This is a genomic window from Hymenobacter fodinae (assembly GCF_004745825.1).
GTDB lineage: Bacteria > Bacteroidota > Bacteroidia > Cytophagales > Hymenobacteraceae > Hymenobacter > Hymenobacter fodinae.
Genome location: NZ_SRLA01000001.1, coordinates 32,308 through 58,118 on the forward strand (window position 1 = coordinate 32,308; position 25,811 = coordinate 58,118).

Consider the following 25,811-nt stretch of genomic DNA (forward strand, 5'->3'; position numbering starts at 1 on the left):
GAGGAGAATAGTGGAGAGGTAACGAGGTAAGGGGTAAGAAGGATAACGCCTGTGCTACTTCTCACCCCATTACATCGTCGCTGGATAGTTGGCTCACCTCTTCAACAATCCATCCTGCAGGGCCTGCTGGGTAGGTGTGGGAGTTGGGATGGCTTCCACTAGGTTCTTTACTTCCACGTCAAACTCTCGCGGCGTAGCTTGCCGCTCCTGCTCGGGGCCGGTGGCACCGCTACGGAACTTTACGCGAACTGGGTCGGCAGTTTTAGGTTCTACCAGGGGGCGCAACAGCTTCTCCGCCGTTTGCATGTTCACGGCCTGGCCATTTACGGCCACAATCACGTCGCCTTCTTTCAGGCCAAAGGCATTCTCGTCGGCCTTGGTTTTCATTGCTCGGAACTGGTCTTTCGCCTGATCGTAGCCGAAGCCAATATTGCCGAAAGCCTTCACCTTAGCCTGGCCTACGGGCGCGTACACCCAGCCAATTTTACCCAAGTATTCCGTAAGGGGCAGCGGCTCGGCGCCAATCACGTAGCGGTCGAAGAACTGCTGCACCTGAGGGTTGGTGAGGGCCACTACTTCCGGAATGAGCTGGCTGTCTTCAAAAGAGCGGTCGGGACCATACTTTTCGCGCAGAGCCAGTAGCACGTCGCGCAGAGTTTGGCGGCCCTGGCTGAGCTCCCGGATGCGGATATCCAGCAGTAGGCCTATCAGAGCGCCCTTCTCATACACGTTGTTGTACATGTCTTTGTAGGGCGGCTCTAAGATCTTGCGGCTCATTTCCGTGAACGATACATCCTGGAACTTCTGTGCCTTATCAATCTTGTCTTTCATCCGCTCCCGAAACTCATCGGGCGTAATCAGGCCTCCGCGCACCTGTACTAACTGCGATACATATTCCGTGACGCCCTCATACAGCCACAGGTGCTGCGACATTTTGGGGTTTTGGAAGTCGAACTCACCTATTTCCTTGCTATGGATATTGAGCGGGGCCAGCATGTGCAGAAACTCGTGCGAGGCTACCTCCAGCACCATGCTGCGCATGCGGTCAGGGTCGGGTATTTCGGGCAGGAAATACAGCGAGGAATAGCTATGCTCCATGGCGCCATAGCCACCGTTTTTGCTGTTGAGCGGGGAGTTCAGGCCGGGGAAATACATCAGAAACTGATACTTCGGCACCGGCATCTTCCCGAAAAACTTGGTCAACGCCTCCGACATGGGCCGCAGCATTTCACTTACCTGTGCCGCCTTCACTAGGCCACCTTCCGAAAGTACTGCCACTGATATGCGGGCTCCGCCAGTGCTGAAGCTGGCCGTATCAGGCTTGCTATAGAGCACCGGGCCATCGGCCAGCGTCACGTAGCTGTTGGCGGTAAATACGTCCTTGGTAGGCGACTCATGGCGGACATCCAGGGCAGAGGCCCCGTAGAAGTCGGCAGGTTTCTGTACGCTCACTTGGTAGGGCTGCATCTTGTAGCCCTCTAGGTACCCATAAAAGCCGTAGTGGTTAATGGTCACGTTACGGCCGGCATCAATGTTGGTGCCACCGGGCTGGAAGATGAAGGAGTCGTCCTGCTTGGCGTCCCAGGTGTCATCTACCAAATATTCCAGGCGGGCCAGGTTCTTGGCGTTGTCGATGATGAACAGATTGGGGCCGTTGTTCTTTACTTTCAGTTGCTTGCCCTTGCTATCGAAAGCTTTGAAGTTGGTAACGAAGCGGCCATAGTCTTTCTTGGAGTAAGAACCCGGTACCACCGACGGCATGACGTAGGTTACCTGCGTTTCCTTTACTGGAGGTGTATTCACAACCACCTTCACCCTATCGTTCTGGATGTTTTGTAGGTCGAGCGAAATCTGATAACCGGCCGGCTGCTGGGCCTGGGCCTTTCCAGCCGCGGCCAACCCAAGCCCGAGGGCCAGATAGAACGTTTTCATCAAGTAGTTATGGATAGTGAATGAGGGGCTATAACGCCTGCTGCAAGGTACGCATTGTGGCGGGCTAGTGGCCTAGCGGCCTTCTGCTAGCAATGGTCTCATTTAGACGGCCATCAATAGGCTTGGGCATATTAAGCGTATGTTATGTTTCGAGCCAGGTTAGTTCGGACACTATGAAGAGTAGTAGGTTTGTCGACATTTCTAAGTGTGCCCATGGCACTACTGAATGAGCAAAACGCAGTTATATCTTGTCGTTGCGCCGTTGAGCTAGGCCACTATATTTGCCCGCGCAATTCTATTTTTATTGCTTTTTTACTTAGAAAAATGATTAAACAGCTTATTACTCTAGTAAGTGTGAGTGTTGGCTCCCTCCTTAGTGCCCAGGCCCAAACCACTACTGCTCCCTCAGCCAAAGCCCTATCCGTCCGCGATTCTGTATTTGCACAAGTAGCGGCCGTCCGATTAGAAGGTAGTAGCCGTGTTACCCGCTTTAAATCGCACCATTTTGCTATCCGTGGCTTGCGCACTGTTACTAAGAGCTACATGCTTGTGAATAATACAGTCTTTGTCTTGGCGAAAAAGCATGTGGTGAAGCACAAAACCACCGGCGCGTTAGTGGAGAAAGTTACCTATTTCAACCGGGGCCAAAAGCAGTTCCGTGAAGAATATCAGAACGGGCATTTGGCCAAATTCACTTTTATACCAACTCCTACTAAGGAGTCGCCTAAAGAAATTGTTGAGTTTGTGCAGGGTGATTACCTAAGCATTACTCGTCAGTTCAATCCTTTGTTTTTACCCAAAGAGCAAAAGCCAGCACGCGAGTTCTATCACTATCCTACGCCACCGGTAGTGCGCTAAGCTACTGGCAGGTGAAGCTCAGCCGATGCGGTGCCGTATTTCAGTAGCTACGAGACTTGTATATTCTATTACTACCTTACCCTTTATTACATGCAGAAGACCACTGCTCTACTCATTGTTGCTACAGCCTTTTTTCTACGGCCTCTTGCAACGCAAGCACAAGCAGTAACTGACGTACCCAAAGCCACCGCTGCCCGTGACTCCCTATTGCAAATGGCGGCTAGCACCCGCCAAGAGCTAAGTCAGACAACCAAGTTTGAGATTTCAGCCCCTCGCATGGGGTTGCGCCGACATGTAGTGCAGGGCTACACCCTTGCGGCTAACCCTAATAAGCTACCCGCAGATCGAGTTAAGCGCCTTTATGTTTGGAAACAGACCACGCGCTATCTCCGCAATGGGCAGATCAAAGAAAAATATGTGGCGCAGGTCAACAACCAGAAAATTCTGCAAGAGCGAAGGCTGAATGGCACTACCACTTGGATGAAGCTGGCGCGTGGCCTAGACTTGTTCAATAAGAACCCTGCCACCAACAAGTACATTGGCGGTATCTATACGCGCGACGGGTATTTTATTTGGAACGGGCAACTGTATGCCCTACCTAAAACCCTCTAGGCCACTTGGAGCTTTGAGTACGGAACAGCTATTACTCCCAGCGGATGTCCTTTACCCGGAGCTGTAGCGTTTTCACACCGCGGTACTCATTCATCTCCACGGTATAGCACACGTGGAAAGGCTGCCCCTGCCGAATTTCCTCTAGGTACTCCCCCAGCCCAAAACCGATGGCATCTACGGTGTGACGGCCGTCTTGGGTAAGCGTGAGCTTAAGGTGGGAGTTGCCCACAATGCGGGCCGAATCGGGCGTGACGTACACCTGCTCCGACTCGAATACCGGATTAGAGTTGCCGGGGCCGAATGGCTCCATCTGCCGAAGCAAGTTGAAGAAGCTGGGCGTAATGTCGCTGAGCTGGAGCTTCTGGTCGATTTCTACCGGCGGAATCATCTGCTCGGGCAAAATCCGGCCGGCTACAATGCGCTCGAACTTCTCGCGGAAGGCCGGTACATTCTCTACAGGCAGCGTAAGGCCGGCGGCGTACATGTGCCCGCCAAACTGATCAAGCAGTTCTGAGCACTCTTCGATGGCTTGGTGCACATCGAACCCTACTACCGAGCGGGCCGAGCCCGTAGCCTTGCCGTTGCTTTCGGTGAGGATAATGGTAGGGCGGTAATATTTATCGAGGCAACGGGAGGCTACAATGCCTACCACTCCCTTGTGCCAGTCTTGCTTAAATAGCACCGTGGTGCTGGCAGTGCGCAGCATAGCGTCCTGCTCAATCATCTCCAGCGCCTCTTTCGTGATGCTGGTGTCGAAGCCGCGGCGCTCTTGGTTGGTCTTGTCTACCACACCAGCCTTTTCTTTGGCTTCCTCGGTGCTTTCAGCCAGCAGCATAGCCACCGAGCGCTTGGCATCACCCATACGACCTGCGGCGTTAATGCGCGGCGAAAATCCAAATACTAGGCTGCTGATGTTGAGCTCGGCATTCTGAATTCCCGCTAACTCACGCAACGCATCTAGGCCTGCTCGCTGAGGGCGCAGGCGGTCGTTAAGCAAACGCAGGCCATGATAGGCCAGGGTGCGGTTTTCGCCCACAATGGGTACGATGTCGGCGGCAATGCTCACGGCTACTAAATCTAGCAGCTCGTGTAGCGGCTCTTCCGGCAGCCCTTGGTTTTGAGTAAACGCCTGCATCAGCTTGAAGCCCACACCGCATCCTGATAACTCCTTGAACGGGTACGGACAGTCGGCACGCTTGGGGTCCAGCACAGCCACGGCTTCCGGCAGTTCAGTGCCGGGCAAGTGGTGGTCGCAGATGATGAAATCAACGCCGCGTTGGTTAGCGTAGGCCACCTTTTCCACTGCTTTCACACCGCAGTCGAGAGCAATAATCAATTCATACTCGTTTTCAGCAGCGAAATCAATACCTGCATCCGACACACCATAGCCTTCCTTATACCGGTCAGGAATGTAGTAATCGATGCGGTCGGGGCCGAAGAAGTTACGCAAGTAGCTGTATACGAGCGCTACTGAGGTAGTACCGTCCACGTCGTAGTCGCCGAATACTAGCACTTTCTCCCCTAGGTGCAGGGCCCGCACGAGGCGGTCTACAGCCCGGTCCATGTCGCGCATCAGCAGTGGGTCGGGCAAGGAGTCGAGGGACGGGCGGAAGTACGCGCGAGCTTCCTCGAACGTACACACTTTGCGCTGGCAGAGCAGGGAAATGATAGCCTCGTTGACGCGTAGGGCGTCGGCCAAGTGCCGGACTTTATCAGGGTCGGGCGCGGGCTTGCGGATCCATCTTTTTTCCATATTCTGCCAAGAGCCAACTATGGGCTGTATCTTCAAAAGTACGAAGAAAAACGGCGCCTGCCGCGCCTATTTCTCTCCGCGAATTGCACCTTCCGTAATTTTGCCGCTGCCACTCACCACTCCGCTTCCATGAAGAAACTCCGCGAATTCTATCAGCAATACCGCCAGTATATTCTTACCGACGGGCTGATGTATCTGGCGTTCTTCGCGATTCTGAGCCTGATGTTCTTGTTCTTTTCCTAAGTTCTTTCTGTCATTCTGAGCAGAGGAAGAAGTCTGGAGCAAACCTCTAGGCCAGTAACCCAGCTTCTTTCGGCAGCTAGCATGACAGTTCTAGTGGCCTAGAGGGCGTCGCCGCGCAGCTTGCGGAACCGTTTGCGTGCCTCTGCCACGTAAATGCTGCCCGGAAACTTCACTAACACTTGGTTATAAAGTTGCTGTGCTTTCTCGCGGTCCTGTACGTTTTCTTCCAGAATGCTGGCCGCCAGAAACAGTGCATCGTCGCTGAGGACGTCACTTTTGGGGTTGGCCGTAATCTTCTCAAGGGTAGCCAGAGCCCCAGGATAGTCGCCGGTGCGGCGCTGGAGTTGAGCCTTCAGGTACCATGACTCATCCTGCAACGCATGACCGGGATATTTTTGCAGCAGCGCGTCAATGCCCCGCAACGCTTCCGGAATTTTATTCTGAAATACGAGCTGCTCCACGGCAGCATAATCACGCAGCGCCACGCCTGCCGTATCCATGGAGGTATTATCGGTGATGAGCAGGCTGAGCTGCATCGCATCGTTGGCAATTTCGCGGCTGGTTGCCTGCTTCAGAATATCCAGGTGACTTTGGGCCAACTTGAAATCTCCGGCGAAATAGCTTAAGCGGGCATTGCGCAGCTTGGCATCATAGCCCAGGGGGGTATCCTTATGCGACTTCTCAACTTGCGAGTATAGCAGTGTTGCTTCCCAAGGCTCGCCTTGCAGCAGAAAGATATCGGCTAAGTCAATCTTGGCCTGATCTACAACATCGAGGCTGGCCCGGGGCATGTTGATGACCTCGTTCAGCAATGTAATGGCCTTGGCTTTTTGATCGAGCTGAAACGCTAGCAATGAGGCCATGCTCCGTAGCACGGGAGCCGTTTCCGGGGTGCGGCCCAAGTCGGTAAGCACCTGCTGATATTCCTGCAACAGGCTTTGCAGCTGCGCTGGGTTGATGGGATACGTGTTGCGAACCTGCTCTTCACGAGTCTGCACAAGACGCTGACGGGCAATAGCGTACCATGGTGGAGTCTTGTATTCGCGCGCCACGTACTCATACCCCTGAATAGCACTTTCATAGTCTTTGTTGCGGCGGGCAATTTCGGCTACGTCCAGCACCCGCTGACCTTCGGTGCGGCTACGCCGGTCGAGGGCTTTGGCCTGTACCAAGGCTCCTGTGAAATCGTGGCGTTGCACCTGTAGCCACAGTAGTAGCTCACTGTACACAGTCCGGTCGGGATTCTTTTGCACGAGGCCTAGCAGCTCCTTTTCCAGCGCCGCAAAGTCTTTGTCGTCCTGCAGGGTGTTTTGCAACATGTTGCGCACAAAGGGCAGTTGTCGCTCGTCATCCTGCACAAGGCGCAGTGTTTCCACTACCACTTTGCTTTGCTGGCCCGCTTGGGTGTAGAGCTGAATAAGTTGGGGCGAGTATTCCGTCTCGCTCTTGGCCAGCTCGCGGCCACGCAAATAGGTACGCACTGCCCAGTCCGGCTGACCGGCCCGCTGAAACTCCATGGCTACTGGCACCACTTGTGCAGCGGTTAACTGGCCTAGCACTCGCTCAAACTGTTTCTGCCCTGCTGCCTCGTCGCCAGCTTTGAGATATCCAAGGCCTAGGGTCACGCCCAGCACTGGGTCGTCGGGGCGTTGGCGTTGCGCACGCTTGATAAGCTTCTCGGCGTCTTTATAACGCTTTAAAGCCTGCAATGAAGCTAGATAATCGGGTAGAACGTTCGGGGACGTTTGCTCTTCGTTACGCAGCCGCCCGAACAGATATACAGCCTTCTCATTCTCACCCTTGCGTACGTACTCGCGGGCTAAGCTGATGGCACTGCCTTCTGACTCTTGCTGGGCATGCAGCGGAGCAGCGGCGGTTAAAAGAGCAACAGAGAGTAGAATAGGACGAAGGCAGCGCATACAAACAGGATATTCAGCAGCAACGGACCAAAGCCCGGATTCATTTCAAGATAAGCAGGAAATCTTGGCGGTGGGTTGACTTCTGCTATTATGGGTACAACAAAAACGGACCGCACCTTGCGGCGCGGTCCGTTTAAAAATAGACCTCTGAAGTGGCCTAGAAGAACTTGGTGCGGTTGTCTTTCACATTGGCGTGAGCCTTCACCGCCTCATACGTCAAACCATCTACACGGGCGGTACGCTGGGCCGTCAGTTGCTGACGAACCGCTTTCACGTCGGTAGTAGTCGTGGGCTTCTGTACGCTTACGGGTTCTACAATCAGTACGCCCTGCTCGCCCTGGAAGGGGGCTGACTTCTGACCAGCTTTCAGACCGAAGGCTTTGCCTACAGCCAGGGGCTCGTTGCCGAGGCCGGGCAGCAGGCCAGTGCCCAGTGCCACATTATCAGCCGTTTTCACTTGGGCGTTGCTGCCGTAGGCCTGGGCAATTTGCTCCAGCGTACCCTTCGAAGCGTTTAGCTTCTTTATGATCTGCTCAGCTTTTAGCTCGTTGCGCACCAGCGCCGAAACTTCGGGCTTTACGCTGGCTACATTGGCGGTGCCTTTGTTACGCTCGCCGGTCAGCACGGCAATTACGTATTGGTCGCCAATTTCAAACACCTCCGACACGTCGCCTACTTTGGTTTCGGCACCACCTTCGGGGTTTACGCCGTAGGCCCAACGTACTAGCTGGCGGGCACCCTGTAAGTTATTTACAGCCTGGTCGCCGCGGCCAATGCCTTTGGCTTCTACTTTCTGCAGGCTCTTGTCTTTGGCAATAGCAGTGCGGAACGATTCAATGCTCGAAGCCTGGCCTTTCAGCTGCTGTGCCTTCTGGTAAGCGGCGTCACGGGTTGCATCAGTGGGCTGAATGGTTTTCTGTACGGCGGCCACCTGATACGTCTGGGTGGTCTTGGGAGCCGTAATCTTGATGATGTGGTAGCCGAACGAAGTCTTCACGGGAGCAGGCAACAGGCCTACGGAGGTAGCACCAAACACAGCCTTCTCAAATTCGGGTACCATGCGACCTTGCTGGAACCAGCCTAAGTCGCCGCCAGTAGCGGTTGTGCCATCGGTGCCGTACTGGCGAGCCATTGCAGCAAAGTCAGCGCCGCCTTTGATTTTGTTCAGTACCTCGGTGGCTTTTGCTTTTGCAGCCGCGTCGGCCTCGGGCGTGGTGCCTTCGGGCTTGATGAGGATGTGGCTAGCACGAGCCGCAGCCTGCGTGCCTGCTTTCTGACCCGTTACCTTAAACAACGAGTAGGTGCCATTCTCAGCGAAGGGGCCGTATACTTTACCTACCTGCAGGGGCAGCTGGTTGCGTAGCTTCTCGGGCATATCAGCTGGCGAGAGGTACGCACCGTTGTAGGGTTGGTCAGAGTTCAGCTTAGCAAACAGCGAGTCGTTGGGAGCCGTGGTGAACTGCGTAGCCAACTCGTCTATGTTCTTGCGTACGGCGGCGCTGTCCTCTACAGAAGCAGCGACGGGAATAGTCACGTACTCAATGTCGCGGCCATCTTCTACTTTATAACGACCCTTGTTTTTGTCGATGTAGGCCTGAATTTGGTCGTCGGTTACTTTCACGCTCGAATCCGAAATCGTGAAGTAGGGAACGAGCAGGTAACGGAGGCTAGCCTTGGTGTTCTGTGCTTCGTCGAAGCGCTTAGCCTCGGCCGAGGTTACATAGGTGCTCTGCTTGATCAGGTTGTTGTATTTGGTAGCCAAACGCTCTGGCGTCAGATTGGCTTCAAAAGTGCGGAAGGCATCCTGGTTCTGCGGAGGCAACTTGTCGAGGTTGCGCAGATACTCAATAACCTTCGTGCGGTCGAACTTTCCAGTCTGAGGGTCAGTGAAAGCCTGACGGATGCTGGGATGAGGGTTCTCGCCCTGCACCATGTCGGTAAGCTCCTCGTCCGACACCTTTAGGCCCAGCTTATCGAACTCCTTCTGGAAGGCAATCCGATACAGGATCTGGTTCCAGGCCTGCTCCCGCAGGTAGCCCATGGCATTTTCATCGGGCTGACGACCCTGCTGGGCAATGAACCCTTGCTTGGCTTGCTCCAGGGCGGCGTTGAAGTCTTCGTACTCCACTTTCTCCCCGGCTACTTCGCCTACTACGCGGTCATTGCCTTTGAAAAAGCTATTGCGACCGTAGAGGAAGTCTCCTCCCAGCATGAAAAGCAGCAGGCCGATAATGATGGCCCCGACTGCCCAGCCCGATTTTTCGCGAATCGTGTTAATTAATGCCATTTACTTGAAAAAAAGCACAGGTAGAAAGGTGATTGAGGTGCAAAATAACCAGAATACCGCGGACATTCAAAGCTGAGCGCCTAACGAGTGGCCTAGCGATGCCGTTGAGCGGAAGCCATTGAGAAGCAGACCAGAAGAATCGGGAGAATATTACTGGTGTCAGGAAAGGAAATGACCTTGTTCAGTCGGTCGGCAGCGCGCTCCAACGGAACAAGGTCATTTGCCTAAAGGCGGTATACCCATGCTATGCTACCGCTTCTTGGTTTTGCCTTTTGACTTGATTTGAGCTTTAGCGGCCGTCTTGGCAGCTGCTTCTGCTTCAGCAACTGCCTCCTTGTGGCGCTGTTTGAGGTAGCGGTAGTAAATAATGGCCCCGAAGGAAATCATGTAGAGCCAGTAATTATGGTAGAGCCCTTCCATGTTCCCTTCGGCCAACGTTTGATAGGTGGCAATGACGAAGGTGAAAATGGCCAGCGTAAACAGCAGAGTACGCTCAATGCCGGGGTCCCAGAAACGTTTCATGTAAAGAAGTTAACGAGTTGGTGCCGGGGCAGTGGCGGCAGGGTCAACGGCGAATACGCCCGTAGGAGTCAGAATGGTGTAGCGCGAAAAGTCTTGGTTGGCCGTCAGTCCTCGCCCAGTTAGGCTTTCTGTTGGCGTGGTAACGCGTACCTCCGTTTCTTTCTCGGTATAAATAAGTGCCTTGTTCTTATCGTAGAAGGCTTCCTCGGTATTCATCCGTTGCTGCTTTTCTACATTAGTTACCTGCACATCGCCCCGCACAACGTAGAGGTTTTTAGTTTTGTCCAGCTTACCATAATTTCCTTTAATGGTGTTTATTACCGTAACACCATCCTTGTCAAGGAAAGTCAGATTTACCCCTTTCGGGTACACCTGGTCGCCATTGTCGAAGATCTGCTCCAAAGGTGCTTTCAGCCGAAGACGCAGTTGGGCGGAGTCGCTCATGAGGGTAAGCACGTTGGAAGTTTCCAGCATGGGGCCCGCATACTTCACGACTTTCTTCTGAACTTCTTCCTGCTTCTGGCAGCTCATTAGTCCTGAACATACCAGACTGTAGGCCAGTATATACTTTGCCAGCCGCTTCATCTTTCGGTTATTCAATCTTGCGTTTCAAGAACCACCGGTTGTTGAGCGTTACGCCCAACTGCATTTTCAAGTAGCTTTCCTGCACGTTGCGCTCCACGTTACTCCCTACGGTGCGGGAGTCAGTGTTACCGCGGCGGCCATACTGGAATCCTAAGCTGATAGTAGTAGCTTCTAGAGGTGTGGCCGTAGGTAATGGCAAGGCAAAGCCCCAGCTCACCGACCGGTCATAAAGAGTGTTGCCGCCGGGGCGGTAAGGTAGCTGTGCCACATTCAAGCCCAAGCGGTACGTTACCCGGTTAAAGTAATTATCTACTGAGGTAGCGTCGGGGGTAAGTTCACCGCCCAGGCCTACCCGGTACGTGTCGCTGAGCGGAATGCCCGAAGACCCGCCTGCCTCATTGAAGGCCCTGAACTTCGACCACTCCTGCCGCGAACCATCTAGGTTCACGCTCCAGTTTCTGTTATTGTCGAGGCTGATACCTACCTGTGTCAGGCCAGGCACAGTGGCCTTTCCTTTCACATCAGTTTCTATTGCTAGCGAAGAAATAGGCAAGCCTTCGGCGTCTTCCCGATTTAGCGAAAGGGTACGCTCGCCATCAATGTTGGACTGAAAGCTGTATACACCGCCCAAGTTGAAGTTTACTTTATCAGTGAGCTTGCCTCGATAATGCGCAGCTGCCCGGAAAGTAAAGTCCGAGTAGTGCACATGCTGCAGATATATATTGCGGTCGGTATTATTAATTGTAGACGTTGGGTTAATGACTATAGTGCTAGCCTGCTGATCGATGCTGCCAAACACGTACCCTGCGGAGGCTCCTAGGGTAAGCCCTTTCGCAATTTTTACGGCGTGACTAGTATAGGCCTCGGCTAGGCCACCACTACCCTTGTACTGGTTTTGAGCCTGCGCCGTCGGGTCGCCTTCAATATTGGTGGTAGTGTTCGACTCGTAATCAACGGTGCTATACGGCTTGAGACCAATAGCCCCTGCCCAACGGCTGTTGATTGGTACGGATAAAGCCAAGTAACCAAGGTTAGCCGATCCTGTCCGTTGCGAGCTAACCCCGTTGCGTAGCGTTTTCACCTGCGCCGTGTAGCCAGCCTCAAACGTAGTGCGAGAAGTGTAGAACAGCAGTGCTGGGTTCAGCTCGTTTACGTTGACATTGTTGGGAGCGGCAATCCCAACTCCGCCCATGCTCAGTTGCCGGATACCGCCTAGGTTGCTGTTCGCGTCGCCGAGGCCTAGGCGTGAATACGGCGAGTTACCGAGGCCCTGCCCGTGTACCGACGAAGCTGCCAAGAGGCCTAGCAGTGAAATACCACCAGCGAGGCCGGCGAAATTAGGTTGAGACATGGTGTACTAAAATTCGGTGAAGCCCCAGTAGCACGAGCTCCGGTATGACAAAGATAGAGCCTTTCAGTCGGGCATGGAAAAAAGCCGCATCGCCCCCTGCCAAGACTACCGCTAGGCCAGGGTATTGGGCTCGGTACTCCTCCACAAATCCACGCACTTCAGCCGCAGCACCGTTCAGCACACCGCTTTGAATTGCTGAGAGCGTATTGTCGCCAGTAAAGGCTATCGGCGTAACTAGATTGGCTGGGCGTTCTACTAACGGTAATCGGCCGGTAAACGTGTGCAAGGCCTGAAACCGCATAGCCAAGCCCGGCGAGATGCTACCACCCCTAAATACCCCGTTGGCATCTACCAAGTCGCATTTGATAGCAGTGCCGGCATCAATAATCATCACGTTGCGGCCGTGTAGTAACCAAGCAGCCCCCACCGCCGCCGCCAGCCGGTCGGCTCCCAACGTGTGGGGGGTAGCGTAACCATTCTGAATGGGAAGTGGTGTACTTGCCGGGACAAACTCCAGCACTAGGCCAGGTAGCGTATCACAGAGCTCTGTCGCCCATGTTGCAGTAGGTTCGGCTACCGAGGCTACAATAGCGTGTTCGGGTTGCAGGCGCTGAACAGCCGCACGTACCTGGTCCGGCGTCTGATGCGTGGCCGATTCCACTAGCACGTCGTCCTGGAAGTACCCATACTTCACGGCCGTGTTGCCAATATCAAGGGAAAAGGTACGCAAGCGGTAAGCTGATAGAGTTGAGACTAGCTGATCTACAAAAATGGTGAAGCTGCGTTTTGCTGAAGCAAGAGAGAAGAGTTCGAAAGAACTGCCTCCTCTCCCACTACACCTTACACAACTTCACCATTGAGAGCCGCTCGGTAGCCGAGCGGTTGCGTGCTTACATAAAATACTTCAGGCGGATAACTTCCTTCTCGGTGAGGAAGCGCCACTTACCGCGGGGTAGATCTTTCTTGGTCAGGCCAGCGTACTGCACCCGGTCCAGGGAAACTACATCGTAGCCCAGGTGCTCGAAAATGCGGCGCACAATGCGGTTGCGGCCAATGTGAATCTCGATGCCCACGAAGTGCGGGTTGCCCGCTACTACAGCTACGTCATCTACTTCCACTTTGCCATCCTCTAGCTCTAGGCCAGCAGCAATCTGCCCGAGGTGTTCTTCGCTTAATGGCTTATCAAGCTCTACTTGGTAGATCTTCTTGTTGCGGTGTGAAGGGTGCGAAAGCTTCTGCGCCACTTCGCCATCATTGGTGAACAGCAGCAGGCCTGTAGTATTCCGGTCGAGGCGGCCTACGGGGAAGATGCGCTCTTTAGAAGCACCTGCCACCAGCTCCATTACCGTCCGGCGACCTTCAGGGTCTTCCGTGGTTGTGATGAAGTCTTTCGGCTTATTGAGCAGCACGTACACCAGCTTCTCACGGTTGAGGTTGGTTTTGCCGTACTGCACCGTATCGGTAGGCTTCACTTTGTAGCCCATCTCCGTTACTACTTGGCCGTTCACCTTAATCTCACCTGCCGCAATCAGCGAATCGGCTTCCCGACGGGAGCAGATGCCCGCGTTGGCGATGTATCGGTTTAAGCGAGTTTCGTCATTTTGCGAGTCGTCCTCTTCCCGGCGGCGCTTGTTACCACGGGTTTTGTCATCCTCGTAAAACTTCAGGTTCTTGTAGTCGGGGGCTTCGCCGGCTACCTCTCCCCACTTGCGCTTGCCAGCCTGATTAGAGTCTAGGTCGCGGCCAGTGCGCTTGTTGATGGTGCGCTCCGGACGGTCACCGTATGGGCGAGCTGAACGCTCTTCGCGCCGGTCGCCGAAACGCTTGTCGCCAGTACCGCGGCTGTCCCGGTCACCGAAGCTACCTGGCCTAGCGGACCGCTCATCGCGGCGGTCGGTGTTGAAGCTGCTAGGGCGGGCAGTACGCTTCTCGCCGAAGCTGCCACCCCCAAAGCCACCTTCCTTCCGCTCGCCGTAATGGCGCTGCGTGAAACCACCCTCCTGGCGCGGAGCCGAACGGTCTTCGCGAGGTGCAAACCCTTCGCGGCGCGGCGCGCGCTCATCCGAGTCTAACCCTTCTGGACGGCCCCGGAAATCAAATGGACGGGCCGGACGAATTTCCCGGTCAGGGCCAGCGTCATAGTCCCGACGCGGAGCCGTTGGTTCCTGGCGCGACTGAAAGCGGTCTGCTTGGGGGGCATCCTGCTCGAAGGGGTTTTTCTTATTGAACTTGCGGTTACGCTCACCAGCTGCCCCACGGGGTACCGTTGGCTTGCCTTCCTGACGGTAGGGCTGGCCGGGCCAGTTGGCCTTAGATTCGTACGGGCGAGCTGGTCGCTCATCACGGCGGTCATTGTCGCGGTCGAAGCGGCCTTCCCGGCGGTCATCAAACCGGCGCGGCGCGTCACGGTCGAAGGAACGCTGCGGACGGTCGTTACCATACTCACGGTTGCCGTAGGGACGTGAGCTACCACCGCTGGGCCGGCCTTCGCCGCCGCGGTTGAAGCTTCCACCTGTTGAGTTAAACTTCTTTGGCCCACCGAAGCCAGTACCGCTACCACCAAATTTCTTGGGGCCACCGTAACTGTTGCCACGAGGCGCATCGCCGAAGCGAGGGTTACCGCCAGCAGGGCGGTCATCGCGGTTACGACCTGTACCGCCAGAGCGGCGGAAGCCCTCGGGGCTGCTAGAGCTACCTGAAGGGCGATAATTGGAGCGGCCGTTGCGGCCTGATGTTTCGTCGGAGTTGTGTTGCTTACCCATGGAGTAAAAGCATAAGTGCCGTATCGCTACGGTACGGGTGAAGTGTCAAAAGGTGGTGCCGAGTTGTGGAAACCACAGGCGGCAGAAAACAGTGCCCGGACCAGCGGCGCGGCTCTAAAAGAGCCCCGGCCGTGGGTCCGGGCAGAAATGTGGTGTGGTGCTGCGCTAGTCGCGACGGGCCATTTTGGCCTCAATAGAGTGCTGCGTATGAGGCACAGCGCGCAGGCGTTCCTTCGGAATCAGCTTGCCAGTACCAATGCATACCCCATAGGTACCATTCTTAATGCGCACGAGTGCATTCTCGAGTTGCTGGATGAACTTCATCTGGCGAGAGGCCAGCTGGTTCAGGCTTTCTTTCTCAGCCGTATCCGCACCATCTTCCAGCACCTTTGAGGAGGAAGCCGTGTTGTCGGTACCCGAATCGTTTTTGCGGCTCAGCGTTTCTTTGATGAACGCTACTTCCTTACGAGCGGCTGTGAGCTTATCTTGAATGATTTGCTCAAACTCAGCCAGTTCTTCCCTGGAATAGCGTAGGGATTCGTCACTCATGTTGGTGCAGGGAGATTAGAGAGATAATAAGAAAAGTTAGCAACGACTGCAGGACAGCGGAATAGCTACTTGTGCTCCCAACAGCTTGCTCAAGAAATTAGTTTAGGATTTCCTGGGCCGGTAGGTTAGTTAGCCATTTAGCGTCTTCCAACACTGCATTTATGGCCGCAAAGCTACGGTTTTGTAGCTTATCGAGCTACAGTTCAGTCTGATTAGCCTCAGCAGCTCCTATCTACACGCCTAAGCCAGCTGTATATTGCAATAGGTAATCCATTAAAAGCCGAGCATGTGAATTGCTGCTACGGCCCCCTCTACTCCCTTATTGCCGTGCTTTCCGCCTGCTCGGTCCCAAGCTTGCTCCAGCGTGTTAGTAGTTACCAGACCAAAGATTACTGGTTTGTTAAATTTTAAACCCACGTTCGTGATGCCGCTTGCCACCGCGTGGCAGATATAATCATCGTGCTTAGTCTCTCCTTTGATTACGACTCCTAAGCAGATGACTGCATCAATCTCCTCATGCTGGGCCAGCAGTTGGGCACCTAGAGTTAGCTCGAAGCTACCAGGCACTGTATTGCGGAATATGTTCTCGGGCTTAGCGCCGTGCTTGATTAGGGTTTCGTAGGCCCCGCGGGCCAAGGTATCCGTAATCTCGCGGTTCCACTCGGCCACTACTAACCCAAATCGTTTGTCAGAAATGTCAATGAAGTTGTCAGAGGTGTAGTCGCTGAGATTCTTTAGTGCGGTTGCCATGGGGTTCTGGGGGTGTAAATCTGAGTGAAGTGGCCTAGCGCCAATGAGCGGCGTTTAGAAAGTTGACCACGGTTTGCCTACCTACTATTACAGCTCGGCTTTGTTTTAGCCGTGCCGCTCATAAACAGAAAAGGTGGCCTAGGCCACCTTTTCTGTTCTTATCAACGCGTCATGTCTATTTACCAGACATGGCTTCGTCACGAGCCTTATACTGTTTGGCCTCGCCTGCTTCAGCAGCAGCGGGGTAATCATTCAGAATCTTGTCGTAGGCCGTAACAGCACCCGCGTAGTCTTTGGCCAGCTCACGAGCCGTAGCTTCCTTCAGCAGGTAGCCGGGCGAGAAGTACTCGTTGGCATTGTGGTTGGCCGCCTTGTTGTAAAAGTCAGCGGCTTCCTTGGGCTGGTTGAGCTCTAGGTGCGCATCGCCCAGCAGAGCATACGCCCGAGCTTGCACCAGCAGGTCATCCGAGCTAAAGTCTTCCAAGTAATCAACGGCCTCTTTGTACTTGCCTTCTTTCAGGGCAGCTACGCCCGCATAGAAGTTCGCCAGGTTACCGGCAGCCGTTCCGCTGTACTCTGAGGCTACACGCTCCAGGCCCAGGTTGCGGCCGTCGCCTTTCATAGCCTTTTGTAGCGAGTCAGCTTCCCAATAGCTTACTGCCCGGAACATGGCAGCTTGCGCCTTAGTGTCCTGTGAAGACCGCCACAGATAGTACCCGAAGGCACCAGCCACGGCCAGTATCACCACGGCCGCTAGGCCTAGCAAGACGTTCTTATTACGACGCAGGAAGTCCTCCGACTCAGCCAGGCGGATAGCCAGTGCGTCTGGGTCTTCCAGGAGCGGGTGCTCCGGGTTATAGGCTTCCGCCGGCTGCAGCGGGTCCGAGGACACTACCTGCTTCTGCTGGCGAGCCTGGGGACTCTTGCCCGTAAAAGGAATCTTCGACATGGAGTTAGCTTAAAAAGCAGCTACGTGGGGCTAGTTAAATTTCCGCTGACTAGTCGCGGATGTAAGGATAGTCCTGCTGCACGTACACGTCTTTGTACAGCTCGTCGGCGGTAGGATAAGGCGAGTTCTCAGCAAACTCCACTGACTCCTGAACCTGGCCTTTGATCTTCTCATCGATTGCAGCCAGATCTTCTTCCGTTGCCATGTTGTGGGTCAGGATGGTGTGACGAACTGCCTCGATAGAGTCGCGGGAACGGTAGTCCTCCAGCTCCTCTTTGGTGCGGTATTTAGCGGGGTCACTCATGGAGTGACCTTTGTAGCGGTAGGTCTTGAACTCCAAGAACGTGGGACCTTCACCAGCGCGAGCCCGCTCAGCGGCGCGAGCTACGGCGTTGTGCACATCCTCTACATTCATGGCATTCACCGGCTCCGACGGCATGTCGTAGCCTTCACCCAACGTGTAAAGCTCGGTTACGTTAGAGGTGCGCTGCACGGAGGTACCCATGGCGTAGCCGTTGTTCTCTACTACGAAGATCACGGGCAGCTTCCACAGCATTGCCATGTTAAAGGCTTCGTGCAGGGCACCCTGGCGCACGGCACCATCACCCATGTAGCAGATGCAGAGGTTGCCGGTCTTGTTATATTTCTCGGCGAAGGCAATACCAGCTCCCAACGGAACCTGACCGCCTACGATGCCGTGACCACCGATGAAGTTTACCTCCTTATCGAAGATGTGCATCGAGCCGCCTTTGCCCTTAGAGCAGCCGGTAGCTTTCGCAAACAGCTCGGCCATGATGGCGTTAGGCGAAGTACCCAGAGCCAGTGGGTGCGCGTGGTCACGGTAAGCCGTAATCCACTTGTCACCTTTAGTCAAAGCCGACACGGCACCAGCTACGCAAGCCTCTTGGCCAATGTAGAGGTGACAGAAGCCTTTGATCTTTTGCTGACCGTAAAGCTGACCTGCCTTCTCTTCGAATTTGCGCATGAGCTGCATTTGCTCATACCACTGCAGGTAGGTCTCCTTTGGGAATTCGGGGTTGGCCGGCGTAGTAGCCTTGGGGGCGCCGGTTGCGGCTTCTGCCTCAGCATTCGCTGGCGGCAATACCGGATCGGGCTGCTTCACCGTATTGGTGTCCTTAGAGGATGCAGCTTTAGGGGTCGACGATTTCTTCGTCGAATTGGAAGCCTTGGAGGCAGCCTTTACTTTCGTCTCCGCCATCTTGCTCTCGGTTGTTCGCGTTTGGGATGCGAAAGTACGTAAAAGGATTGCAATTCCGAACCGCGCATGATTCTAGAAAACCTGCATTTATTGTTCTTCAAGAACTACGACGAGGCAAACCTTTTACTCTCCCCCCACATCAACTGCTTTGTGGGCGACAACGGTAGTGGCAAGACCAACCTCTTAGATGCCATCCATTATTTATCGCTCACCAAAAGTGCTTTCACATCTTCTGATGCACAAAGCATAAAACAAGGAGAAGAGTTCTTTGTGGTGAGGGGTAGGTTTAAACTTTCTGCCGAGGATAAGGGCGAAACGATTCAGTGCAGCCTGCGCACCGGTCAGAAGAAGTCAGTCCTCCACGATAAGCAGGCCTACGATAGAATCTCCGACCACATAGGGCGCTTTCCCGTGGTGCTTATCTCTCCCTACGATACCGACCTCATCCGGCAGGGCAGTGAAGAACGGCGCAAGTACTTCGATAGCCTCATCTCCCAGCTCGACCACGAGTACCTAGAAGTTCTGATCAAATACTCCCATTTGCTCAAGCAGCGCAACTCCTTGCTCAAGCTGGCCACCGACCGGCAAGGGGGGTACGACCGCGACTACCTATTAGTGCTGGATGAGCAGTTGGCTCCGTTAGGTGAGCAGTTGGCTAAGCGTCGGCAAGAGTTCCTACAAGAGTTCGAGCCCGTGTTCCAGCGTCACTATGAGCAGCTAGCGGATGCTCGGGAGGTCGTAACGCTAACCTATAAGAGTGAGCTACCTAGTGCCGACTTCCTCAAGCTGCTCCGCCTGCAAGAGCGCAAAGACATTTCCTTGCAACGCACTACTCTTGGTCCGCACCGCGACGATGTGACCTTCCTAATGGATGGCCTAGCGGTGAAAAGCTACGGCTCTCAAGGACAGCAGAAGTCGTTTGCCATTGCGCTTAAGCTCGCGCAGTTTGAGGTGCTGGCTGCCCGCAAGCATCACAAGCCCCTGCTCCTGCTGGACGACATCTTCGACCGCTTGGATGAGAAGCGAATAACCCGGCTCATGCAGCTCGTCGCGAACCAGACCTTCGGGCAGATCTTTCTTACCGACACCCACCTCGAACGCACCGACCGGATTCTCTCAACCCTCTCCGATGACATCCGTCGGTTCCGGGTCGATTCGGGCAAAGTGACACCGCTCTAGCCTAGCTTAGAGTTACCTTTGTGGTAGTTCCGTTGTAGTCTAGCAACGGCTGTTTCTTCGCGCGTTATTTTACAAAAATGGCTTTTAAAAAACCTTATTCACCTGAAAATTCCCGTCAGTCGGACATAGTTCCGCTGAAGGATGGTATTAAGGCTTTGCTGAAAGCATATCGGTTGCAGGGCAAGCTCAACGAGGTAGTGGTAGTATCGAGCTGGGAGCGGGTAATGGGCAAGGCCGTCGCCATGAAGACTCAGGAGGTGTACGTCAGCCAGGGTAAGCTTTTTGTTCGCCTCTCATCGGCCCCACTCAAGCACGAGCTGTTCATGGCCAAGACCCGCGTCCTTGAAATTATCAATGCTGAAGTTGGGGAGGAAGTAATTAAGGAGGTAGTTTTCCTCTAGGTCTGCCATTCTATCCTACCTATCCACATCGTTTCGTCTGCCTGCCCCGAGCAAGCTGTTTACTTGATCTTGCTTTACCCAAGGCCTCCAGCTTGAGCCCTCCTTACTCACCAAGCATAGATACTTCGCTTCACCCTTGCTCACATTAGCCCGGCCGAGCTCGATAGAGTAGGCCTATCAAGTATAGGGAGGAGGATGGTCTAGCTTATCAGGTGCGGTAGAGATACACTCAACTGCCCATATCCTATTAGTGTAGACAAGTACCTTAGGATACCCTGTCTCTCACTTGCGCCCTTACTCTGCTATCACTAGTCTTGGTCGGCATCCCTAGCACCCGCCGATACCTGCGAGACATCTGACCTCAAAGGCTGTTATGCCGCTTGGAAGGCCTCTCCTAGTTGACTGTCTATTCCCTTCCAATTATTTAATACCCGAGCTGACACCGCTCTTGCTGTAAGAGGTGAAGCTGCTCCTCAGCGGCCAGCTTAGTGCGGGCATTATCGAACTGCTCCCGGTACTGGGCATTGAACTCGCGCCGCTTGATGGCCTCCAGAAACCGGCGGGTGTCTTCCGGGGTTTCGAGTAGCAGCTCTGGCACGGGAGTAGGCTTGCCGGCGTCGTCTTTGGCCACCATCGTGAAGTAGCAAGTATTAGTATGCTTCACTGTGCCGGTGCGCACATCTTCGGCAATCACCTTGATGCCTACTAGCAGGGAAGTCCGACCTACGTAGTTCACGGAGGCGAGCAGTGAAACCAGCTCTCCTACTTCCACAGGTTGCAGAAAATTCACGCCGTCTACGCTTACCGTCACGCAGTAATTACCGGCGTGTTTAGAGGCCGCCGCGTAGGCCACTTTGTCCATCAGCGAGAGCAGAATTCCGCCGTGAATCTTGCCACCAAAGTTGGCATATGAAGGGATCATCAGCTCCGTAAGAGTAACGCGAGAATAGGACACCGGGCGTACGTCCGGAAGCACTGAATTAGCCATTGCTGTAGCTCGGGTTGAGAGGTGTAATTGGATGGTAGGATTGAGCTCATCGTTGAGCCCGCTTACCGGCTATGTATTCGTGGCACAATATGCCTCAGCGTTCCGTCATTCGCTGCGCCTCGTCGCTTACATGTCGTCCGATCTGTATGCTCCCTCGACTCCCTCCTACTTACTGTTATAGCCTTCTCGGTAAACGCCCATGGATGGAAGGCAAAACAAAAATGTTTCACGTGGAACAAATCTGTCACTTAGGGCCATACACCCGTAACAGTAGTTCATTGTAGGACTCTAGCAGCGCGATATACTTAGCCTGAAGGGCCAAAAGTTGCTTTACAGGGTCAGATTCAGGCACAGAAGGTGTAACAGCTTTATGTGTTACACCCAAAGATGGCACCGGTGATACAGTAGATGATACAGCAGGTGTTACAAATGGCAAAGACACCTGTTGTAAACTTGTAAAGTCTTGAGAAAAGTCGTGTCCGATAATTTCACCGACTCTATTTACAAAAGCGTAATCAAGTGTATCCTCCTTGAACTTACGATAAATGGTCGGACGTGTAATACCCAATTCCTCCACGATACGCGTAATGGAAATACCGCTGTTTTTAATGGCTTCCTGAAGGATTTCGCCTTGATTTGGCATGTGCAGGGGGTGTTACTTTTTATAGTGTAAATATGTAAAAACTGTTTCAAACAGCCAAACACTTTTACGTAACATAAGACACGTGTATCATGTGTAACAGTATTAATGTGTTACACATGATACACGTAACACATAACAAGTTGTAACAACATATTGTCACATTACACAGTGTATCATTGTAACACAACGATGTAAAAAGCGGCCAGAACAGCTCATTTAAGCTATTCTGGCCGCTGTTAAATAGGGCTTACAGAACTTGCTGCTTTCAGTAGTCTAGTGTTAGGCCACCCTGAGTTCCAGCAGGAACACGATGCTTAGATAACTGGAGTGTAAAGCTTCGGGCTTGCAATAGCAGACTACCGCAGAGCCAAAAGTCTGTCAGGATAGTCGGTGGTTATACCAGCAGGTTGAAGCGCCAAAACACGGCGCATGTCGTCGAGTTGGTTTACCGTCCAGGGTACAAAGTCTACCCCTTGCTCGCGCAAAAATTCAGCTAGGCCAGGGGTCAGCAAGGGGTAGTGCATGCCATAAACAGCGGGTAAAAATCCGAGCTCCTGCAGGTGTACTTGAGCAGGCTTTTCATCCTCTACCAAGAGGCATAACGAGAGCTGCGGAACCTGCTGTCGGGCCACCTGCAGGACGCGCTTATCGAAGCACAAAAGGGTGGTCCTCTCCCCTACTTGAGCAGCAGAAATTTCGGCAAGCACGAGTGCCAGAAAGTCGGCAGGGGCAGGGTGAAAAATACTGTCGCCGGCGGACGAGCTTTTTACCTCGATGCTGTAGTGCACAGGCGGCCGACCAAGCTCCTGAGCGTAGCGCTCGGAGTCGTGTAGCACCTCACGGAGCAGGGGCTTGTAGGCCGGCTCGGATTCCTGTAGCGGGAAGGCAGGGTGCTGGGAAAGGCCGCAATCATACTGCCGGATATTGGCGTAGATAAGCTCGTATAGATTGTGCTGGTGCTCGGTCGCGGGCGTGATAGGTTGGCCTTGGGGAGTGCGGCAAATAGCAGATGAAAACCACGGCTCATGGGATACCACTACCTGCCGATCAGCCGAAATGACAACGTCTAGCTCTAGCACATCGACGCCCAACACTAGGGCATGGCGGAAGGCCGGCAACGTATTCTCGGGGCGTAAGCCACGGCAGCCACGATGGCCGTGAATAGCCGGAAAGGTTTTTTTAGTCATGAAGCAGGGAATAAAACGGGCTCGTTATACGTAGGAAGTTAGCTAGGCCACTGCCGCACCACAAGCAGCCTTGGCCGCCATCCTACCTTTGTACTACTCCCTTACTTCCTCCTTAGCGTCCACACATGAAAAGAATAATCATCCTGCTGGTATTGGCTGGCCTAGCCCTCGCAGGCTACCTATACTACCGCAGCCTGAGCACTGGCCCCACTTACTCCCTTATGCAAGCCGCCAAGGCTACCCAAACCCACAACATGGCCGAGTTTGAGCGCTACGTTGATGTGCGAAGCGTGGCCGGCAACATGATTGATCAGCTAGTTGAGCAAAGTGAAGCCCTCGACAGCTTCGTACCACGCAGCTTCGCGCTCAAAGCCACATTGCCTTTATTAAAGTCCCAACTCACTGAGGCGGCACGCAAGGAAGTGCAGCGGTACATAGAAACCGGTTCTATAGAAGCATCGAGCCAAGCCAGCACAGGAGGTATTCTTCAGATGCCCGTGCTGGGAGTGATGGGCGCAGTAGCCAGCCCGGGGAGCCAATTCAAAGGCATTAAATACACGCACGAGCAAGGCGACCAAGCCATCATTGGCTTGGAGATAAGCCAGCCGCGCTACGACACTACTTTGGTAGTAGAGGTAAAGATGCGCCAGCAAGGCGACCATTGGCAGGCCACTGAAATTGCCAATACTGGCGCATTAGTCAAGAGCATTGCTCGCCTTGAAAAGCAGCGAATACAAACCAGTAACTAGCGCTACCACGCGCAAACAAAAAGGCCCGGTACACTAAGTGCACCGGGCCTTTCTAATGGGGTGTCTAGAGGCCTAGGAAGCCTTACCGCGACCTGCGAAGAGGTAGTACACAATCAAACCACCTAGCGGGAAGAAGAAGATAATGGCAGCCCAAAGAATCTTCTTGCCAATTGACCAAGGCTGACGAAAGACGTCAAACAGAGCTAGAATGTCGAGAGCTAGCAGAACATATCCCCAAGTAGCCAGGCTACCATCGGCACTGTAGCGGCTGCAAGAAGAAACAACGAGCATCAGCGCTAGTAAAGGGGCCGCGGAAGCAAGCCGGCTGATATAAGGAGCAATCTTGTTCATGGTTGAAGAGAGTAGGTGAAAAGGGATTTCAGACACTCTTTACGCGCATTCTGCCAAATGGATATTCAAGTAATGATATAAATATATTTAATTACTTGATAATCAATTTATTAACTCAAAAAACCTTGGATTTGGCGCCAAAAGAACGGGCCAGCCTTAGGAACCAGGATAAGGGTTATCACCAAGCCATACAATGCGCCATAAAAGTGGGCATCGTGGTTGATGTTGTCGCCCCGGCGGCGGCCCATGTAGTAGGAATAAGCCAGGTATAGGAAGCCGAAGATGAAGCCCGGAATGCCTAGACTAGGTGGCAGCGGGAACACGCCAATCTTGCTGGTGGGCGCAAACAGAATGGCCGAGAACACCACAGAGGCCACCCCGCCCGAAGCCCCGAGGCTGCGGTAGTCGGGGTCGTCGCGGTGGCGCAGATAGGTGGGAATATCCGAAACGATGATGCCCCCGATGTAGAGCAACAGGAAGTACAGGATGCCGGTAGTAGTACCGAAGAAGCTCACGAAGACCTGCTCTACAATCTGGCTGAAGGAATAAAAGGCCAGCATGTTGAAGAGCAAGTGGCCGAAGTCGGCGTGCAGGAAACCGGACGTAATGAAGCGGTACCACTCGTTGCGCTTACGCACTTCGTAGGGATTGAGAATCCAGCTGTCCATGAGTTCCTGGCTCGACCAGGCATACATGGAAATACCGCAGGTGAGGGCAACCAGCACCAGCGTAGGACTAAGATTGAGCATGCGTTTTTGGTTGTTGATTGTGAGTTGTCAGTTGTTGATGGGTTGAAACAGCAAGCAACTGACAACTCACAATCAACAACAAAGTAGCTACTGCTCGCGGTCCATGAGTTGGAGGGCAAGCTGGTGCAGGGGCTTTTTACGCTCTGCGGAGGCCGTCACGCGTTCCAAATGCTGCAAGGCATCTAGGAAGTAAGTATTGATGAGAGCTTCCGTCTGAGGGCGTATTTCGAGCTCATCGTAGATAGCCCGCACAGCTTGCACTTTGGCATCGGCATCCAGCACAGGCTGGCCTACGTGCTGGGCCAGGATAGCCTGCTGGGCCGACGTGGCCTGAGCCTGGGTTGTGAGCAGTAGGAAAGTCTTTTTATCCGACACGATGTCGCCGCCCACGCGCTTGCCAAAGGTGGCGGCGTCGCCGTACACATCCAGCAGGTCGTCGCGCAGCTGGAAGGCCACGCCAATGCCTACGCCAAACTGCCGGAGCTGGTCGGCATCCTCACGGGAAGCACCGCCGAGCAGGGCACCCAGCTCCAAGGCAAAGCCCAGGAGCACGGCCGTTTTCAGCCGGATCATGTCGAGGTACTGCTCAATACTGACCTGCGTTTCCGTCTCGAAGTTCATGTCCCACTGCTGGCCTTCGCAGACCTCGGCGGCCGTTTGCGAGAAGCGGCGCAGCACGTAGGCCAGTAGCTCCGGCTTAATGTCTAGGAACAGCTCGTAGGCCCGCACCAGCATCACGTCGCCGGAGAGGATGGCCACATTGGGGTTCCACTTTTCGTGCACCGTGGCCTTGCCCCGGCGCAGGGGCGCCTGGTCCATCAGGTCGTCGTGGAGCAGGGTGAAGTTGTGGAAGACTTCGGTGGCCAAGGCAGGCTTTAGTACCGGGTCCAGATCATCGGTGAAGAGGTGGGCGCCGAGCAGGGTGAGCAGGGGCCGGATGCGCTTGCCCCCGAGGGCCATGATGTAGCGAATGGGTTCATAGAGCGCGTCGGGCGCTTCGCCGTAGCGTAGCTGGCCTAGGCCAGTGTTGAGGCGGTCGGTGAGTTGGGACAGGTCCACAGAAACGGGTATGGTTCGAAAGGGAAAGGTACGGAGGAGTCGGTTGGGTTGGATGAGTGGCCTAGGCTAGGGAGTAAGGCTTGGTTGTCATTACGAGGAGACACGACGAAGCACCCACCGGACAGCGCAGCTAACCCATCCTGCTCAATGCGCAAAGCCTTGAACAAACGAAAAGCCCTTACCTCCTCATCGGAAGTAAGGGCTTAGAGATAAT

Annotated in this window: 24 protein-coding genes; 5 read left to right on the forward strand and 19 right to left on the reverse strand. The window is 54.1% G+C overall.

All coding sequences use genetic code 11. The features are described 5' to 3' along the window. Positions 1–93: 93 nt before the first annotated feature. The gene (locus EU556_RS00165; RefSeq protein WP_135429811.1) at positions 94–1,932 is read right to left on the reverse strand and encodes a M61 family metallopeptidase; all 1,839 of its coding nucleotides are present in this window, start codon (positions 1,930–1,932) and stop codon (positions 94–96) included. A 213-nt stretch (positions 1,933–2,145) separates the two neighbouring features. Here EU556_RS00165 and EU556_RS00170 point away from each other — a divergent pair, with 213 nt between their 5' ends. Next, the gene (locus EU556_RS00170) at positions 2,146–2,790 is read left to right on the forward strand and encodes a hypothetical protein (protein ID WP_135429813.1); all 645 of its coding nucleotides are present in this window, start codon (positions 2,146–2,148) and stop codon (positions 2,788–2,790) included. Between the two features lie 90 nt (positions 2,791–2,880). Continuing rightward, the gene (locus EU556_RS00175; protein ID WP_135429815.1) at positions 2,881–3,402 is read left to right on the forward strand and encodes a hypothetical protein; all 522 of its coding nucleotides are present in this window, start codon (positions 2,881–2,883) and stop codon (positions 3,400–3,402) included. A gap of 31 nt (positions 3,403–3,433) precedes the next feature. On the opposite strand, the gene recJ is transcribed toward EU556_RS00175, so the two are convergent. The 12 genes from recJ to pdhA form a co-directional block, all read right to left on the reverse strand. After that, complete coding sequence (gene recJ / locus EU556_RS00180; protein ID WP_135429817.1) at positions 3,434–5,155, reverse strand: single-stranded-DNA-specific exonuclease RecJ; 1,722 nt, start codon at positions 5,153–5,155, stop codon at positions 3,434–3,436. Between the two features lie 341 nt (positions 5,156–5,496). Next, positions 5,497–7,317, reverse strand: a complete 1,821-nt coding sequence (locus EU556_RS00185; protein ID WP_135429819.1) for a tetratricopeptide repeat protein — start codon at positions 7,315–7,317, stop codon at positions 5,497–5,499. A 157-nt stretch (positions 7,318–7,474) separates the two neighbouring features. Then, positions 7,475–9,604, reverse strand: coding sequence for a peptidylprolyl isomerase (locus tag EU556_RS00190; RefSeq protein WP_135429821.1), 2,130 nt, complete (start codon positions 9,602–9,604; stop codon positions 7,475–7,477). A gap of 249 nt (positions 9,605–9,853) precedes the next feature. Beyond that, positions 9,854–10,126, reverse strand: a complete 273-nt coding sequence (locus EU556_RS00195) for a hypothetical protein (RefSeq protein WP_135429823.1) — start codon at positions 10,124–10,126, stop codon at positions 9,854–9,856. A 9-nt stretch (positions 10,127–10,135) separates the two neighbouring features. Further along, positions 10,136–10,711, reverse strand: a complete 576-nt coding sequence (gene lptC, locus EU556_RS00200) for an LPS export ABC transporter periplasmic protein LptC (protein WP_135432526.1) — start codon at positions 10,709–10,711, stop codon at positions 10,136–10,138. 7 nt (positions 10,712–10,718) lie between these two features. Further along, a complete protein-coding gene (locus EU556_RS00205) occupies positions 10,719–12,062 on the reverse strand; it encodes an OmpP1/FadL family transporter (RefSeq protein ID WP_135429825.1) in 1,344 nt (447 codons plus the stop codon). After that, positions 12,049–12,792 (reverse strand): type III pantothenate kinase, encoded by a 744-nt coding sequence (locus EU556_RS00210; RefSeq protein ID WP_167855390.1) that lies wholly within the window; start codon positions 12,790–12,792, stop codon positions 12,049–12,051. Before EU556_RS00210 ends, EU556_RS00205 begins: the two co-directional genes overlap by 14 nt. 160 nt (positions 12,793–12,952) lie before the next feature. After that, positions 12,953–14,824, reverse strand: a complete 1,872-nt coding sequence (locus EU556_RS00215) for a pseudouridine synthase (protein ID WP_135429829.1) — start codon at positions 14,822–14,824, stop codon at positions 12,953–12,955. Positions 14,825–14,989: 165 nt separating this feature from the next. Next, on the reverse strand, positions 14,990–15,373 hold the full coding sequence (locus tag EU556_RS00220; RefSeq protein WP_135429831.1) for a TraR/DksA family transcriptional regulator: 384 nt from the start codon (positions 15,371–15,373) through the stop codon (positions 14,990–14,992). Positions 15,374–15,646: 273 nt separating this feature from the next. Then, a complete protein-coding gene (gene ribH / locus EU556_RS00225) occupies positions 15,647–16,123 on the reverse strand; it encodes a 6,7-dimethyl-8-ribityllumazine synthase (protein ID WP_135429833.1) in 477 nt (158 codons plus the stop codon). A 175-nt stretch (positions 16,124–16,298) separates the two neighbouring features. Then, on the reverse strand, positions 16,299–17,072 hold the full coding sequence (locus EU556_RS00230) for a tetratricopeptide repeat protein (RefSeq protein ID WP_135429835.1): 774 nt from the start codon (positions 17,070–17,072) through the stop codon (positions 16,299–16,301). Positions 17,073–17,121: 49 nt separating this feature from the next. Continuing rightward, positions 17,122–18,291, reverse strand: coding sequence for a pyruvate dehydrogenase (acetyl-transferring) E1 component subunit alpha (gene pdhA / locus EU556_RS00235; protein WP_135429837.1), 1,170 nt, complete (start codon positions 18,289–18,291; stop codon positions 17,122–17,124). Between the two features lie 66 nt (positions 18,292–18,357). On the opposite strand from pdhA, the gene recF reads away from it, so the two are divergent. Beyond that, the gene (gene recF / locus EU556_RS00240) at positions 18,358–19,470 is read left to right on the forward strand and encodes a DNA replication/repair protein RecF (protein ID WP_135429839.1); all 1,113 of its coding nucleotides are present in this window, start codon (positions 18,358–18,360) and stop codon (positions 19,468–19,470) included. Between the two features lie 77 nt (positions 19,471–19,547). Continuing rightward, positions 19,548–19,871, forward strand: coding sequence for a DUF721 domain-containing protein (locus EU556_RS00245; RefSeq protein WP_135429841.1), 324 nt, complete (start codon positions 19,548–19,550; stop codon positions 19,869–19,871). A 424-nt stretch (positions 19,872–20,295) separates the two neighbouring features. Here EU556_RS00245 and EU556_RS00250 read toward each other — a convergent pair whose 3' ends face one another. The 3 genes from EU556_RS00250 to EU556_RS00260 all read right to left on the reverse strand — a co-directional run bounded on the left by EU556_RS00250 (position 20,296) and on the right by EU556_RS00260 (position 22,689). Further along, positions 20,296–20,793: an acyl-CoA thioesterase gene (locus tag EU556_RS00250; RefSeq protein WP_135429843.1), complete on the reverse strand. Its 498-nt coding sequence runs from the start codon at positions 20,791–20,793 to the stop codon at positions 20,296–20,298. A 310-nt stretch (positions 20,794–21,103) separates the two neighbouring features. Beyond that, positions 21,104–21,502: a helix-turn-helix domain-containing protein gene (locus tag EU556_RS00255; protein ID WP_135429845.1), complete on the reverse strand. Its 399-nt coding sequence runs from the start codon at positions 21,500–21,502 to the stop codon at positions 21,104–21,106. A gap of 356 nt (positions 21,503–21,858) precedes the next feature. Beyond that, entirely contained in the window at positions 21,859–22,689 is an 831-nt protein-coding gene (locus tag EU556_RS00260; RefSeq protein WP_135429847.1) for a glycerophosphodiester phosphodiesterase family protein, read from the reverse strand. A 125-nt stretch (positions 22,690–22,814) separates the two neighbouring features. Here EU556_RS00260 and EU556_RS00265 point away from each other — a divergent pair, with 125 nt between their 5' ends. Beyond that, complete coding sequence (locus EU556_RS00265; RefSeq protein ID WP_135429849.1) at positions 22,815–23,438, forward strand: DUF2939 domain-containing protein; 624 nt, start codon at positions 22,815–22,817, stop codon at positions 23,436–23,438. Positions 23,439–23,510: 72 nt separating this feature from the next. On the opposite strand, the gene EU556_RS00270 is transcribed toward EU556_RS00265, so the two are convergent. The 3 genes from EU556_RS00270 to EU556_RS00280 all read right to left on the reverse strand — a co-directional run bounded on the left by EU556_RS00270 (position 23,511) and on the right by EU556_RS00280 (position 25,597). Then, positions 23,511–23,789: a PLD nuclease N-terminal domain-containing protein gene (locus tag EU556_RS00270; RefSeq protein WP_135429851.1), complete on the reverse strand. Its 279-nt coding sequence runs from the start codon at positions 23,787–23,789 to the stop codon at positions 23,511–23,513. Between the two features lie 110 nt (positions 23,790–23,899). Continuing rightward, a complete protein-coding gene (locus EU556_RS00275; protein ID WP_135429853.1) occupies positions 23,900–24,538 on the reverse strand; it encodes a rhomboid family intramembrane serine protease in 639 nt (212 codons plus the stop codon). 87 nt (positions 24,539–24,625) lie between these two features. After that, positions 24,626–25,597: a polyprenyl synthetase family protein gene (locus tag EU556_RS00280; RefSeq protein WP_135429855.1), complete on the reverse strand. Its 972-nt coding sequence runs from the start codon at positions 25,595–25,597 to the stop codon at positions 24,626–24,628. Positions 25,598–25,811: the final 214 nt, after the last annotated feature.